The following is a 15,023-nucleotide window of genomic DNA, read 5'->3' as shown; positions in this document are numbered from 1 at the left end:
TGAACTTCCAAAAACTTTCTGAAGTTTTTTTCTTTTCTCTTTTTCCGATTTCCGCGTTTAAAATAAAATCAGCGGGATTTTAAATCCTGCCCGACCTACTCAAACCCTTCTTTTTTCATGGTTCCCTGCTCTCGCGGTAACCGTCCCTCTCTTGCGGAGTGGTGCAAAGATAGGGAGTTTACAAACAAACTTCCAAGACTTTTGTTCTTATTTATTTCATTTTCCCCTTAACTGCCTGTAAAGGTGCGAGATTCTTTTTGTAAAACAGGTGGTCGGAAGGCTGGGAATGCCGGTTCCGGGACAGCATGGGCCATACAGAGAACCCAGGTCATCATATAAAGTATGGATATCGTATGGAGGCAGGCTTCGCACCGGATCTATTACCAATTTCGTCCAACTTTGTTAATAATTAATAGGGGTATTACAGGGGGATAACAGGGGTTTAGCAGGGGTTGTACCCCTATTAACCCCCTATTAACCCCCTGTTAAAACGGTGCTATAAAATTATAAATCAGTATACAATTTGAACCTAAGAAACGTAACAACAGGCTCCCCTTTTGTCAAAACTGCCGCTGGAACAAGCAAAATATCAATATGAAAAGCCTAATGGTCTTTGACAAACAATATGTAATTGAAACCGTATATTCGTAAATAGCAAATTAAAATCTTCCTTATTTTGAACGGACTTTTCAAAATTTATAAAGTTGATACCGACGAGGCATTGCGCATACAGCAATCCAAAAACGAAATACATCAACATGATTTCGAGGAATTGATTATTGGTGTGGCAGGAAAGCTCGAGCATTTTATCGATTTTAAAACAACAACCTACACCGCTCCTTTTATAAGTTTTGTCACTCAGGGCAAAACCCACCGCGTCAAACCTCTTCTGCATAATAATAACATTGAATTTTGGGTCATTCGATTTAAAAGTGAATTTATCCCCGAAACGACTTTCCAGCTCTACGCCCACTTTCATGAACATGCGACATTGACCTTCGCCAGCCACAACTGCTTCGGGAGATTGATAGTCTTGTGTGAGCTAATGCAACAGGAATGCTTACAACATAGCGTAGACTATGCGGTTATCAAGCAGCTATTGAGCACTATCTTTACCATGATTGAATCTGAACGGAAAAGGCAATTTCCAGACAGCCAACAGCAATTAAGAAATCAGAGTACAACGTTCACAAGCTTTCTATCTATACTGGAAGAGAACTACCGCCGTCCCGAAGGCGTTAATTTTTACGCGGAGAAGCTTTTTATGTCCGCAAGAAACCTAAATTTAATTTGTCAGAGCATATTGCAACAAAGCGTTTCTGAGATCATCGAAACACGGAAACTTATTGAAGCAAAAAACCTCTTGTTGACAACGACTAAAACGATCTCGGAAATCGGCTTTGAGCTCGGCTACCAAGACAAAGCTTACTTTACCAATGTCTTCAAAAAGAAAGCCGGCATGACGCCTTCGGAATTTAGAAATGAAATTCAAAAACTTATTTCCGAATAGTACAACAGATTGACAAGATTGTTATACCGCCTAGCCAAGCCCATCCCCTACATTTGTAGTAAAAATTAACGCAGTCACATCATATCAAATGCGTAGAAAGGATTTTATTAAAATTATGACAACATTACCATTAGCTGGAGTAGCACATAAAGCAAACTCGCTCTATAAATTTTCCGAGGAACTAGAGGCAACGGATAAATTTCCGGTCTTATTTTTAGGACATGGAAGTCCCATGAACGCCATAGAGGACAACGAATTTGTGCAGGGCTTCAAAAAAATAGGTCAAACTTTCGAGAAACCGAAGGCGATTCTTGTTGTTTCCGCACACTGGGAAACACGTGGAACATTTGTCACAGCGATGGAGCACCCCGCCACAATTCATGATTTTGGCGGCTTTCCTCAGGCACTCTTTGATGTCCAATATCCAGCTCCAGGAAGCCCAGCACTCGCTTTGGAAACGCAACGTGTCGTCAGCAAAGCGGATGTTCACCTCGACGACAAATGGGGATTGGACCATGGTTCCTGGTCAGTCGTCAAACATCTATATCCTGATGCAGACGTTCCAATTATTCAAATGAGCATCGATTACACACAGCCTGCAGCATACCATTACGAGATTGCACAGCAATTAAACGCGCTAAGAAAAAAAGGGGTGCTCATTATAGGGAGTGGCAATATGGTGCACAACTTACGGATGGTCGCCTGGGACAAACTCGATACGGCAGGCTATGCGTATGAGTGGGCCACGATAGCCAACGAAAAAATGAAGCAATTCATCCAGAACGGCAATCATCAGGCGCTCATCGATTTCAGAAAACAGGGCAAAGAGTTTGACTTGGCAATTCCGACGCCTGAACATTACCTCCCTTTAATCTATACCTTGGGTTTACAGGAGAAAAATGACGAGCTGTTTCTCTTCAACGACAATTCAGTGGCTGGATCGCTGACCATGACTTCTTTGAAAATCGGGTAAGCCTCCAGCACACCTATCGGGTGTATCCAAAACGAGCCGCCCATTCCATTGACCGAGTAAAAGACCATTGGAATAGGCGGCCTTTATATGAAATGGACGGGTTTTACACTATACTCCAACGAGTTGGAAATAATCTCGAAATTTCCATGACAAAAAGCGCTTTGATTGCAGCGCTAGGATCGATAAATTTGTTTAAAACAAAACAACGCACTTTAACTTAACTCATGGCAACAAAACCTGTTATTGAAATTGAATATTGTCCAAAATGCAATTGGATGCTGCGTGCCGCCTATATGGCGCAGGAGGTGCTGAGTTCGTTCACGGATGAAATCCATGGCGTTATGCTGGTCCCCAGCGAAATTGCAGGCCGTTATACCGTACGGGTAGCGGATCAGGAGATTTTCGATCGAAAAAGAGCGGGTCGATTCCCCGAAATAAAAGAACTCAAACAACTGATCCGCGATCTAGTTGCACCAGATAAATCCTTAGGTCATTCGGACAAATCTCCTTCATCCAACATTTAATTTAGCATAAATCGGATTTTAAAGACTTCTTCTCATTAGCAACTTTGTATAAATTAAATGAACAATCATGACTATTCAACAAGAAGTAGATTTTCAACGTATCGCCAAGGCCATACATTTCTTACAGGAAAACTTTAAGACACAGCCTACATTGGGTCAGATCGCTTCTCATGTTTACATGAGTGAAGCTCATTTTCAACGCATGTTTACCGCATGGGCAGGTACAAGTCCCAAGAAATTCTTACAATATGTGAGTATAAATCATGCAAAATCATTGCTCAAGGAAAATAACATTGCTGAAACAACATTCCAGCTTGGCCTTTCCAGCAGCAGTAGACTTCATGAGCTATTCATCAATATTGAGGGGATGACTCCCGCTGAATATAAAAATGAAGGTTCCAATCTATTGATTTCCTACGCCTATTATCAGAGCTTATTCGGCACAATGCTCATTGCATCCACTTCTAAAGGTATTTGTCATATTGCTTATGCCGATGACAACTTAACAGCTTTTGACACCCTTCAACAACGCTTTCCGAACGCAACATACCTACAACAGGGAAATAGCATGCACGAGAATGCACTCAAAGCATTAAATCCACAAGACAAAGACATCCGTCAGGTAAAATTGCATTTAAAAGGCACTGATTTTCAATTGAAAGTCTGGGAAGCTTTATTAAAAATCCCTATGGGTAACTTAAGTACCTACGGTGCCATCGCTTCTCAAATCGGAAACCCCAAGGCCTCCCGTGCTGTCGGCACAGCTATCGGAAGCAATCCGATCGCTTACCTTATCCCTTGTCATCGGGTGATACAAAACAGCGGAATATTTGGCGGCTACCGATGGAATCCGATGCGGAAAACAGCGATGATCGGATGGGAGACTTTACATACCGCTATTTAGTAAACACACACAATACGATAACATGGAACTTTTCGACAATCTCTTCGATGGCAATAGAAATCTACTCCCTTACGATGGGACTGTCAATTATTATGGCAAAATACTGTCTCCGCAGGAAGCAAACCACTATTTTGATAAACTCATGGACTCGATCGAATGGGTAAATGATCGCGCCATTATTTTTGGAAATGAAATCGTCACCAAGCGAAAGGTGGCTTGGTATGGCGATCAGGCTTTCGAATATAGTTATTCCAACACCACTAAAAGGGCGCTTCCCTGGACACAGGAACTTCTTGAGCTGAAAAAAATTGCCGAAGAGCAAACACAGGAAACCTATAATTCCTGCCTGTTGAATCTGTACCACAATGGCGACGAAGGAATGGCCTGGCACAGTGACGGGGAAAAAGATCTCAAAAAAAATGGAGCAATTGCTTCTTTAAGCTTTGGTGCTGAGCGAAAGTTTGCTTTTAAACACAAAACGAGTAAAGAAAAAATAGACATCATCTTGGGGCATGGAAGTTTATTGGTGATGAAAGATGTTACACAAACCTATTGGCTGCATCGGCTTCCACCGACAAAGAAGGCATTCAGCGCACGAATTAATCTGACATTTCGAAGCATCGATCAGCTGTAGTTGTTCGTAGCGGGGCAAGGCTGACACCAACGAACAGCTATTTTTCCGCAGACTACAACAGGATTCAGTAAACAATCGTGTCAACCTTTTCAGAACATAAAGGCTGACACGATCAATCGGATTACTTTATAACGTTCCAGCTGTTGTCTTTAGCTGTGTAATCCATAAAAATACCACCGTCCAAGGTAATATTTTTCACCTTTTTGGTCGAACTCCAAGTCATGCTTGCCTGTTTTTCATTGTGTTGCCAAATTGCTGGAGTTTGATGTTTTGTCTCCACCGATCCATCTGCATAGGTAATCAACACATCAAACGGAATTGCAAATCCTCCTACATTGGCAATTGTAAGTGTATTTTTACCGCCGAGTTGCTTAAAGCTATCCACTTTAAGGTCGATGTAATTATTGGTAAAATACCAATTTTTCCAATACCAATTTAAATTTTGCCCAGCTCCGGCGTTGATGCTGTAAAAAAAGTCCCAAGGCGTCGGATGCTTTCCATGCCATAACTCCATATAATGATGTAATGCTTTTTTAAACAGCTCATCGCCCAAATAATCCCGTAATGCAATATAAGACAACGCGGCCTTGATGTAAGCATTATTACCATACCCTAAACCGCTTAACTGAGAGGTCATCGTAATCAGGGGTTGATCTTCTTCTGTAGAAGGGTCAAAAATATAGCGCTTTACGCGAGCATCCTTAAAAAGCTCTTTGTTTTTTTCGGCACCAATCTCCGCATTTCCGATCCAGAATTCCAATGCAGTAGCCCAGCCTTCATCCATATAACCGTATCGCGTCTCATTGATACCCATGTAAAAAGGGAAATAAGTATGTGCAATTTCATGGTCTGCTGTTTGCCGTGCATCCACAAGATTATCTGGAACACTCGAATCGTTGATCATCATCGGATATTCCATATCTGCAAATCCCTGAACGGCGGTCATTGTTGGGTATGGATAGGTGACACCAGGCCAATTTTTAGAAAACCAGTTAATGCAGTATTGTTGCCAACCAATATATTGTTCAAAATCTGGCGTTCCTGCGACATAGCTGGATTGCACACTGACGCGTTTGCTTCCCAAATCTACACTCCCGCCATCCCAGATATAATTGTCACTCACACTGAAACAAAAATCAGGTACAAAGCTTGCTTTGAATTTCCACGTATTCCAAGCTTCTTGCGCTGTCACCTTCCCCGATTTCATTTCGGCATCAGTCGCGATATGTATTGGGGTATCGCTAACTTTTGATTTTTCGAAACGATCCAGAATAGGTTTCTGCAGTACATCAGCGGCATTGGTCAATTCACCTGTCGCCCAGACAACAAAGTTCTTAGGAACGGATATCTCAAATTGATAATCGTTGAAACCATTATAGAATTCTTGCCGGCCATTATGTTCCAAAAGATCCCAGCCATTGTAATCGTCGTATACAGACACACGCGGATAGGCGTAAGCACAATAAAAGGTAGACGCATTCAGCAGTCCTTCACGGTCGCTTTCGACAGATAAAGGGTATTCCCAGCTAATGTCCAACGTTGCAGTACTTCCCGGAAGGATTTTCTGTCCAAAATCGCCCAACTTCACCGTCCCCCAGTCCTTGCTGTTTACGTCGTAAACTTGACCATTTAGTTTAAACGACTTTATCTTTAGACCCGAAGTCAGGTAATCGTCCGAAGCGTATGCCGCACGTACCGCATTGGGTTTGTGCACATTGTTTACAAATCGGATAGCCAAGCGATTCAATGTATCAGGACTATGGTTTGTGTACAGAATAGTCTCTGTTCCACTCACCATCTTTGTAGCCGGATCCAATTGCACCCGCACATCATACTTTCCAAAATTCTGCCAATAGTTTTTTCCCGGTATGCCCGTTGTAGTACGGGTCCCCTTTGCGATCGCTTGCTGAATATTCCTTGGGGTATACAGTTCTTGTGCATGAGCAGCCCCTGTCAATAAAAGCAACGTCAATCCGTAATTCAATATATTGCGTCCTATCATATCCTAGTTTAAATAATCAAACTAAGATAAATTTGCTGTGATTTGCAAGTTTAATTCTCCAGCTTCGCAAGAAAAATAAACTTCTCCAACACAATACCCTATTCGCATTTGTTCAACCATCAAAAAGACAGGCTCCAAGTGCCGGAGAAAACATTTTATTTTTTTTTACGTTTAGTTTTAAGATAAGCTCGAATGTATGCATCAACTTTTACGTTATAACGATTTCTTCCGATACGCTTTTTTAGGAATACTTTTAATTTCAATCCCTACACTCCTTGCAGCTCAAAATGATGTGAAAGCAGACTCTGTTGCACAGTACAAACAGCAGCGTGACTCTGCCTTGGCCAGTCAATACGATATATCGGATCTCATCGGAAGAATAATACATCCCAAACGAAAAAAGGAACATGCAAGTAAACGTTCTCCCATCACCTTAATGCCCAACATTGCCTACAACCCAACCATTGGTGGCCAGATTGGAATCAAGGCTGTCGCCGGGAAAGTACTAGGTGATCCCAAAACAACCACCATGTCGATCGCAGCGACATCCGCCTCGATCACCACGAAAAATATTATGGTCTTCTATATCAGCCACAATGTATTTACTCCGAACAATAAACTAAATTTTCAGGGTGCTTTTGCACTTGTCAAAATGGTGGCTTTAGACGCAGGGCTGGGCATGACTCCCCATGGAAAATGGAACAATGCCGATGAAGAGATTCTTGCCAACCCCGACCATAAGAAATACGGCGCAAAATATAATGCATTTACATTTAATGAAAAAGTCTATAAACGCATCGCCGACGGGCTATTTGTTGGGGCCGGACTGGCGTTTGACTTACGACGGAAAATAACCAGCAGCGGCCCGAATGGCAACGTTACGCCCAACACCATCTACACCGAAAAACATGGCTTCGAGCCCGACAGTTACAATTCCAACGGCCTATTGCTCAATATGCAATATATGACCAGAGACAATCCCAACAGGCCTTACAAGGGTATATATTCGGATATCGGTGTGCGATGGAACACAACGCTGCTGGGTAGCAGCAAAAGTGCAGTACAGCTTACCACCGACTTTCGCAAATACTTTAGTCTATCCCAGTCCGACCCAGCTCATGTACTCGCCTTCTGGTATTGGGGTTCCTATAAACTTGGTGGTACTCTGCCCTATTTTGATCTTCCAGGAACAGGAAGGGACGTAGCCGTCAGAAGCGGCCGCGGTTATACCATCGGTTATTTTAAAGGAATTTCTTTCGGTTATGCTGAAACAGAATACCGCTTCCCAATTTTAAAGAATCGCTTTTTGAGCGGAGCTGCTTTTTTTAACCTACAGACTGCCAGCGACGAACTGGGCACCAAACTTTTTGAAAGGTGGCAACCTGGGGGTGGTGCCGGATTACGGGTTCTCTTTAACAAAGCAACACGCACAAATCTATGTTTGGACTATGCCTTTGGAAAATATGGTTCCCGTGGTTTCTTTTTGGGGCTGAATGAAGCGTTCTAATTCCAGGCTACGGCAGCTTTCTTTGCCATAAAATAACTAAATTAGCCGATGTTGTTGCTCTTTCTCTGCATGAAGAGTAACTGCATAGGCATTGACGATACTTCATCATGAATTTAAAAACCTTTTTTCTATACATTCCATTATGTTTAGGTCTTGTTTCCTGTCATCAAGCAAAGACGCCAACACCAACATCAACGAAAAGTGAAGACCACAAGAAAGAACAAGTAGCCCTTCCTGCCTCCGCGTCGCTCCCATCGGATACGTCGAGCTACGATAGCCCACGTTTTGAAGGCAGGGTAAAAGAACAAGCGCAGCAGTTAATGAAAATGAATGATGCCGGCCTCTTCGATAAACTTCATCAGAAGTTAACGACAACACTACCTGCGGATCAGAAGGATTATTTTCTTGGGCATCCCAACTTAGCTGTTTTGGCGATCACCAAAGGGAATATCTTTGAAAATGGTGCCGATGACCTTGGGTATATTGTGTACAATAAAGATAATCATCGCATCGAAATCATCCTATTGGATCGTAAGAACAATACATTCAACACACTGTATAAAGAATTAAAAGTTGTCAATACCCTTCAAAATTTGGATTGTTCATCCAGCTTTGGATCGCTCGATTATCTTGTTGCTTCCGAACTGATTTACCAAGAGGATTATATTCGCCTAAACAATTCAAATTACCTGATTGACGACAACTCCTTTGAGGTGACCGATATTTCTACGAACAAAAACTTCGATTTGCAGCAGGGCTGTCTGAACAAAAACTTCTCAAAAGATGCCATGGCCAACAGTCTTTGTGTACCGACCAGCTCCGTATACGCGAATTTTCAATGCTTAAAATACAATAAGAAAAAGCAGATTTTTGAAATTTATTTCAGTCAGGAATTTGCAGACTAAGCCGAACTAACCCGAACAATGAAAAGATATTACCTACTTGCTACCATTGGTTTATGTAGCAAATTATATGCGCAAGAAGTGGATACTACAACTAATCGGCTAGAGCAAGTCGAAGTTAAAGCCTACTTTAATAAACAACCGCTCTTGCGATTGACTTCTTCTGCAGCTGTGTTAAGCAACCAAGCGATCCAATCCCAACAGTCGCCCTCTTTTGTTTCGGCAATGAACAGGGTACCGGGTTTACGGATGGAAGAACGTTCTCCTGGAAGTTACCGGCTTGCACTCCGCGGGAGTATGATCCGTTCACCTTTTGGTGTTCGCAATGTTAAAATCTATCTGGACGACTTTCCGCTTACTGACGCCGGCGGGAACACCTATCTTAACTTGCTCGATCCCTATGCAATCGAGCAAATCAATATCTTGAAAGGTCCGGACGGATCGATCTACGGGGCCAATTCAGGCGGTATACTCTCCTTATATAGTAAAGGATTTGATCAATCTGCAAAACCTGAAGTCAATCTCCAATTAACGGGAGGCTCCTATGGTCTTTTCCAGGAGCAGCTCAATGCAATATTACCCGTCAGCAAGACGCAACAACTTGCCGTCAATCAGAGTTGGACGAGAAGTGACGGTTATCGCCAAAATTCAGCCTTAAACAAAAAGAATATCCAGCTCAATTACAATTGGCAATATGCAAAAACATCCGAATTAAAATTCACGGGGCTCTATTCGGATCTCGGTTACCAAACTCCGGGAGGGCTCACCGCAGCACAAATGGAAAGCGACCGCAGGCAAGCCCGGCCAAAGGGCGGACCAAACCCTGGTGCTGCTGAACAAAAAGCAGCAATCTACGATAAGACATTCTTTGGTGGACTGAGCAACCAGACGCATCTCAGTTCTAAGATGACCTTATTCGCGAGTTTATTTGGTTCATCCAATCAGATCAAAAATCCCTTCATCACCAATTACGAGAAAAGAGATGAAAAGAACATAGGAACGCGTTTGTATGTATCGTACGCCGATCTGTTGAGCAGAGATTTAAAATATGAAGTCCAACTGGGCCTGGAAGCACAAAAGGGTTGGTATGCTATTGACAATTATGACAACGCCCAAGGTGTCGCTACCGATCCTCAGGCCAAGGACAAATTGGAAAACAGTCAGCGATCATTTTTTGCACGCACCCAGCTGGAGTGGCTGGAGCGTCTTCAGGTAGAGCTGTCACTCGGATTAAATGAGAATAAAATTGGCTACCAGCAACGTTATCCTGTTCCACAGGAGAACAAAGAAAACATTGATTTCGGAAGTACATGGATGCCAAGAGCTGCTCTATCGTATTTGATCACACCAATGTTCGCACTTAGGGCTTCGATTTCTAAAGGTTTCTCTGCACCAACTGTTGCTGAGGTCCGCTCGTCAGACAATACAATTAATACGATGTTGAAGCCAGAAACAGGTACAAACCACGAACTGGGACTGCGTTTGCATTTGTGGAATCGCCGGATTATTTTAGATGCAGCGGCCTACACCTATCAAATGAACAATGCCATTATCCGGCAGGTACGGGACAATGGTGCTGAATATTTTCAAAATGCGGGTAAAATAAACCAAAAGGGACTGGAAGCATCGCTATTCGTCTATTTGATCAGGCCTCAAGCGACCGGTATGGTCCGTAGCCTACAACTGACCAGTAATTTTTCCCTCAACGACTACAGTTTCAAAACCTACCAGATAGGTGACAAAAACTATAAGGACAATAAACTCCCTGCGGTTCCTAAAACGGTATGGGTAAATTCGTTGAATATACTCTTCCCGAATGAATTCAAATTGGATCTTCTTTCCAATTTAACAGCCGCAATACCACTGGACGATGCAAACACTGTTTATGCCAAACGGTATCATCTTTTGCAAGGCAAATTATCCTGGAGCAAAGCTGTCTGTTCACAATATAAAATCAGATTTTTTGTAGGGGCCGACAATCTGCTCAATCAAAAATATAGTCTTGGAAACGACATCAATGCTTTTGGAGGACGGTATTTTAATCCTGCCCCTTTACGTAATTATTATGGCGGAATAAGTTTTAATTTTTAACCAAGGATCATGGAATTCCATCAGTACATATTGACCGATATCGATTTCACCAAGGTGAGCCGCTATTCTTATTTCCCTTGGATGGACCTGACACTGGCTCATTTCCAGGTCAATGCGATGGAGATGGAGGTCAATCAGGCAACTTTTCAGGTACTGGAGAATTACACCGATTTTGAAGTGATGATCATTTATACGGCACCCACTACGGCCGTCTTTTGCAATTGTCCACAAAGTGGATTCTGTCGTCATCAAAAGGCGGCTTTAAGTAAATTATTTACACAGGAGAATTGGCTGGCATTTTTTGACCACAACCGCTATCAGCATCTTCTCAAGAAAGTTGCGACACAGTATGGGCTGGAGAAGGAATCATCCCTAGAAAACTACTTTTCCGCACAGATCAAAGCGGGGAAGCTGGAGTTTCTGTTAAAAGACAAACAGTTAACCTCTATCGATGACTTTGATCTCGTGGAGGAATCTCTTGCCCCAAAGGCCAAGACGACAGTCGAACAGCAACATCATTTTGTGGTGTTAACGCGCAACCGGTATTACAAAAATCTACAAATACTCCTGTGTCAATCCCCCATGACGAAATCCGGCGTACCAAAAAACCCGGTTTCTTCCAGTGAGAGCCAGTCTCATATCTGGCAAAGCAGCTCGATTGAGGAAATGCAATTTTACACAGCTGTTTATCAATTTTCTCAAGCTGTGCAACAGGATATTGATATCAGCTCCAGCCTGAAGGCGATTGCAAAAAACCCCTTACATCTCGATTTTTACCTGCATGACTATGAGAAATCCGAAAATATTACAGCCTCCACCTTATCGCCGGTACAATTAAGCCTAAACAAAGGTGATATTAAGCTCTTTATTACAAAAAAAGGTGCATTTTATGCCATTCAGGGAGAAATTCATATCCATACCATCGCCTACAGTTTACAGGATTTAGTTGTTCTTTTGGATCATTTTATTCTCATCAAAAATCAACTTTTTCTGATTGAGAATAAACATCACCTTAAGTTGATCCGTTTATTTGGCAACAAGGGGGAACAATTGTTGATCCATCAACGTAAGTTCGAAGAGTTCAACAGGTTGTTTTTGGAACAGATCGCACATTCCGTGGAGTTGAATTTTAAAGATATTCCAAAAGCAAGCAAGCCGCAGTTGAAGGAAAACCTGTATTATCAGGACATGCAGCCCCTTTTGTTTTTGGAGGAATCCGAAGATTTTGTCAACCTTATTCCTGTTATGCGTTATGGTGAGGTCGAAATTCCTATTTTAAGTAAGCGGAATATATTTGGCACCGACAGCAAGGGTACGCAATTTTTGGTCGATCGGAAACGTGAGGCTGAAACAAAAGTTATTTCACTGTTACTGAAACAGCATCCGTATTTTCAGGAGCAAATGGATGAGGGAAGCTTTCAGCATTTTTATCTGCACCGCAAATACTTTCTGGACAGCAACTGGTTTCTGGATGCTTTTGAGGAGTGGCAGCATCAAGGGATACAGATCATCGGATTTAATGCGCTACGTGGAAATAAATTAAGTCGCTTTAAAGGGAAAATACATGTGGAAGTCCTCAGTGGACAAAATTGGTTCAATGCCAATATAAAGGTGTCATTTGGCCCCAAAAGTGTCTCGCTAAAAAAACTTGAAAAGGCTGTACGGAACCGCTCGCAATTCATTACATTGGATGATGGCACCCATGGGATTTTACCGCAACAGTGGCTCGATAAATTTGAGGCCTATTTTAATGCTGCCGAATCGATAGCTGATGATTTCATTGAAATTCCAAAATACAAATTCAATGAGATCGATCAATTATTTGAACAAGCGGAGCTAGACCCCATCGTGTTGGCAGAGCTCAGCACCTTGAGAAAGCAGCTCGCTCATTTTCCCTCGCTATCCGAAGTCCAGGTACCGCCCGCTTTTGTCGGAAACTTACGTCCTTATCAGCAGCAGGGCTTACAATGGCTACATTTCTTGGACGGGCTTAACTTTGGCGCCTGTCTTGCCGATGACATGGGACTTGGCAAAACGATCCAAATATTAGCCTTTCTGGCTACTCAAAAAGCAAAGGAACAATCTGCCCCAACATTACTTGTACTTCCCACGACCTTAATTTTTAATTGGCGGCATGAAATCCAACAATTTCTTCCATCTTTCCAAACGCTGGTCTTAGATGGTCCAAATAGAATAGAAAAAGGGCTGCAGTTTGAACAATACGACCTGGTTTTAATTTCTTATCACAACCTGCTGACTGATATCAATATCCTAAAAAAAACAACCTTCAATTATGTCATATTGGATGAATCGCAGCAAATCAAAAATCCAGATTCCCAGCGCTACAAGACCGTAAATTTGTTAAAATCAAGAAATCGCATCATCTTAACGGGAACTCCTATCGAGAATAATACGATGGATCTTTATGCACAGCTTTCCTTTATTGTGCCGGGTCTACTTGGAAGCAAAAAATATTTCAAAGATGTCTATACGACTCCTATAGATGCTTTCCACGACCGCAAGAGAAAAAAAGTGCTGAAAGAGAAAATAAAACCTTTTATTCTTCGGAGAACAAAGCAGGATGTGTTGCGTGATCTTCCTGCAAAAAATGAGCTGGTCCTTTACTGTGAAATGAAAACTGCCCAGCGGCGAATTTATGATCTTTATGAAAAAGAGTTTCGGGATTTTATCTCTGCCAAAGATGGCGATGAAATCAAGAAAAGCCCCATGCATGTGCTAAAGGGGCTAACAAAATTGCGTCAGATATGTAATTCAAGCAAACTTCTCCAAAATGAAGATCTGACTAGCGCTGCGGATTCTGCCAAAATCGAAATGCTTATTGAGCAGATTCAACATAAAAAAGACCAGCACAAAATGATCGTGTTTTCCCAGTTTGTTAGTATGCTCAACCTGATTAAAGAGGCTTTGGACAAACAAGGTATTTGTTCGCTGATGCTCACTGGCCAATCCAAAGATCGAGGTAAATTGGTTAATGACTTTCAATCCGACAAGGATATCCCCGTTTTTCTGGTCAGTCTCAAAGCCGGTGGTACGGGACTTAATCTTACCGCAGCGGATGTTGTGTACCTGGTAGACCCCTGGTGGAACCCTGCTGTTGAGCAACAGGCGATCGACAGGATCTATCGCATGGGGCAACAAAAGACAGTTACCGCTGTTCGATTAATCAGCCCTAACACAGTCGAAGATAAAATTCAAATGTTACAGCAACATAAAAAGGAGATTAGCAACAGTATCCTGGATGATGGTGGAAGTATAGATACCTTTTATCTGAACAAAAGCTATTTAATGAATTTGTTACGGTAAACTATTGAAAACAAAAAAGGGGACATCGATTGATGTCCCTTTTTTTGTTTTCAGCCGCCTTTATTTTTTGTCAGAAATGTATGTCTTATTACCATTTCCGTTAATATAGTATCTTCCTCCTTTTGGACCAAGATAAACTGTATGGCCGTTGTATTTTTCACTTGTTGCTTTATCAGCTGTAGCTACGGCATCTTTTTTAACAGCAGTAACTTTTTTTTCAGCTTTAGCACTTTCTTTTTTTACGGCTTTTTCCTTCGCTTCCATCGGTGCCGCTGACGGTGTTTTTGTGTCAGCCATCTTTTTCGCCTGCGCTGACTGTTCCTTCACTGCAGCTTCCTTCTTTGCTGTAGCTTTCACGGGCGCTGCCTTCGTTTTCGTTTCGGTCTCGTTGGCTTTAGTCTTTACTTCTTTTGCTTTTTGTTCAGACTTTTTGGCTTCTTTTTCCATTTTTTTAGGAGCCGTTTGTGCATGAGATTGTCCCAATCCGAATGCAGCGATCAAAGCTAATGCAGCTGTGATTTTTTTGAAACGATTTATTGCTTTCATAACGCAATTGTTATTTAAATAATTGTAAATAAAGGTACAATACAAATGCCATATTTCGATTTAATTTCTTGAACAAAAGATTTTTAACATACTTTTAACTTAGCTA

At 42.0% G+C, this 15,023-nt stretch carries 11 protein-coding genes; 9 read left to right on the top strand and 2 right to left on the bottom strand.

From position 1 onward, the window contains the following. Positions 1 to 676 precede the first annotated feature (676 nt). From B3P16_RS12050 to B3P16_RS12030, 5 genes are all read left to right on the top strand, one after another. Complete coding sequence (locus B3P16_RS12050; protein WP_286768853.1) at positions 677 to 1,510, top strand: helix-turn-helix transcriptional regulator; 834 nt, start codon at positions 677 to 679, stop codon at positions 1,508 to 1,510. A gap of 115 nt (positions 1,511 to 1,625) precedes the next feature. Further along, positions 1,626 to 2,483 (top strand): 4,5-DOPA dioxygenase extradiol, encoded by an 858-nt coding sequence (gene ygiD / locus B3P16_RS12045; RefSeq protein ID WP_204990827.1) that lies wholly within the window; start codon positions 1,626 to 1,628, stop codon positions 2,481 to 2,483. A gap of 224 nt (positions 2,484 to 2,707) precedes the next feature. Next, entirely contained in the window at positions 2,708 to 3,007 is a 300-nt protein-coding gene (locus B3P16_RS12040; RefSeq protein ID WP_112375641.1) for a SelT/SelW/SelH family protein, read from the top strand. A gap of 67 nt (positions 3,008 to 3,074) precedes the next feature. Beyond that, positions 3,075 to 3,911, top strand: coding sequence for a methylated-DNA--[protein]-cysteine S-methyltransferase (locus tag B3P16_RS12035; protein WP_286843085.1), 837 nt, complete (start codon positions 3,075 to 3,077; stop codon positions 3,909 to 3,911). A gap of 22 nt (positions 3,912 to 3,933) precedes the next feature. Next, positions 3,934 to 4,545, top strand: a complete 612-nt coding sequence (locus B3P16_RS12030) for an alpha-ketoglutarate-dependent dioxygenase AlkB family protein (protein WP_286753232.1) — start codon at positions 3,934 to 3,936, stop codon at positions 4,543 to 4,545. 121 nt (positions 4,546 to 4,666) lie between these two features. On the opposite strand, the gene B3P16_RS12025 is transcribed toward B3P16_RS12030, so the two are convergent. Beyond that, the gene (locus B3P16_RS12025) at positions 4,667 to 6,547 is read right to left on the bottom strand and encodes a M1 family metallopeptidase (RefSeq protein WP_286843080.1); all 1,881 of its coding nucleotides are present in this window, start codon (positions 6,545 to 6,547) and stop codon (positions 4,667 to 4,669) included. A 196-nt stretch (positions 6,548 to 6,743) separates the two neighbouring features. On the opposite strand from B3P16_RS12025, the gene B3P16_RS12020 reads away from it, so the two are divergent. The 4 genes from B3P16_RS12020 to B3P16_RS12005 all read left to right on the top strand — a co-directional run bounded on the left by B3P16_RS12020 (position 6,744) and on the right by B3P16_RS12005 (position 14,371). Continuing rightward, the gene (locus tag B3P16_RS12020) at positions 6,744 to 8,054 is read left to right on the top strand and encodes a BamA/TamA family outer membrane protein (RefSeq protein ID WP_070565961.1); all 1,311 of its coding nucleotides are present in this window, start codon (positions 6,744 to 6,746) and stop codon (positions 8,052 to 8,054) included. 107 nt (positions 8,055 to 8,161) lie between these two features. Then, positions 8,162 to 8,959 (top strand): hypothetical protein, encoded by a 798-nt coding sequence (locus tag B3P16_RS12015; RefSeq protein ID WP_286843078.1) that lies wholly within the window; start codon positions 8,162 to 8,164, stop codon positions 8,957 to 8,959. Positions 8,960 to 8,977: 18 nt separating this feature from the next. Next, positions 8,978 to 11,047, top strand: coding sequence for a TonB-dependent receptor (locus B3P16_RS12010; protein ID WP_286843077.1), 2,070 nt, complete (start codon positions 8,978 to 8,980; stop codon positions 11,045 to 11,047). Between the two features lie 9 nt (positions 11,048 to 11,056). After that, on the top strand, positions 11,057 to 14,371 hold the full coding sequence (locus B3P16_RS12005; protein ID WP_286843075.1) for a DEAD/DEAH box helicase: 3,315 nt from the start codon (positions 11,057 to 11,059) through the stop codon (positions 14,369 to 14,371). Positions 14,372 to 14,431: 60 nt separating this feature from the next. Here the strand turns inward: B3P16_RS12005 and B3P16_RS12000 are convergent, their stop codons facing one another. Continuing rightward, entirely contained in the window at positions 14,432 to 14,917 is a 486-nt protein-coding gene (locus B3P16_RS12000) for a hypothetical protein (protein ID WP_286843072.1), read from the bottom strand. Positions 14,918 to 15,023 lie beyond the last annotated feature (106 nt).

The organism is Sphingobacterium sp. UBA7631 (assembly GCF_002483935.1).
GTDB classification, from domain to species: Bacteria; Bacteroidota; Bacteroidia; order Sphingobacteriales; family Sphingobacteriaceae; genus Sphingobacterium; species Sphingobacterium multivorum.
The sequence above is the reverse complement of the archived record's forward strand: the minus strand, read 5'-3'. Positions and strand labels throughout refer to the sequence as shown.

Excerpts from the sequence above, each read along its gene's own strand:
- B3P16_RS12010 (WP_286843077.1), top strand. The coding sequence starts at position 8,978 with ATGAAAAGATATTACCTACTTGCTACCATTGGTTTATGTAGCAAATTA.
- B3P16_RS12005 (WP_286843075.1), top strand. The coding sequence starts at position 11,057 with ATGGAATTCCATCAGTACATATTGACCGATATCGATTTCACCAAGGTG.
- B3P16_RS12040 (WP_112375641.1), top strand. The coding sequence starts at position 2,708 with ATGGCAACAAAACCTGTTATTGAAATTGAATATTGTCCAAAATGCAAT.
- B3P16_RS12035 (WP_286843085.1), top strand. The coding sequence starts at position 3,075 with ATGACTATTCAACAAGAAGTAGATTTTCAACGTATCGCCAAGGCCATA.
- ygiD (WP_204990827.1), top strand. The coding sequence starts at position 1,626 with ATGACAACATTACCATTAGCTGGAGTAGCACATAAAGCAAACTCGCTC.
- B3P16_RS12015 (WP_286843078.1), top strand. The coding sequence starts at position 8,162 with ATGAATTTAAAAACCTTTTTTCTATACATTCCATTATGTTTAGGTCTT.
- B3P16_RS12000 (WP_286843072.1), bottom strand. The coding sequence starts at position 14,917 with ATGAAAGCAATAAATCGTTTCAAAAAAATCACAGCTGCATTAGCTTTG.
- B3P16_RS12020 (WP_070565961.1), top strand. The coding sequence starts at position 6,744 with ATGCATCAACTTTTACGTTATAACGATTTCTTCCGATACGCTTTTTTA.
- B3P16_RS12030 (WP_286753232.1), top strand. The coding sequence starts at position 3,934 with ATGGAACTTTTCGACAATCTCTTCGATGGCAATAGAAATCTACTCCCT.
- B3P16_RS12025 (WP_286843080.1), bottom strand. The coding sequence starts at position 6,547 with ATGATAGGACGCAATATATTGAATTACGGATTGACGTTGCTTTTATTG.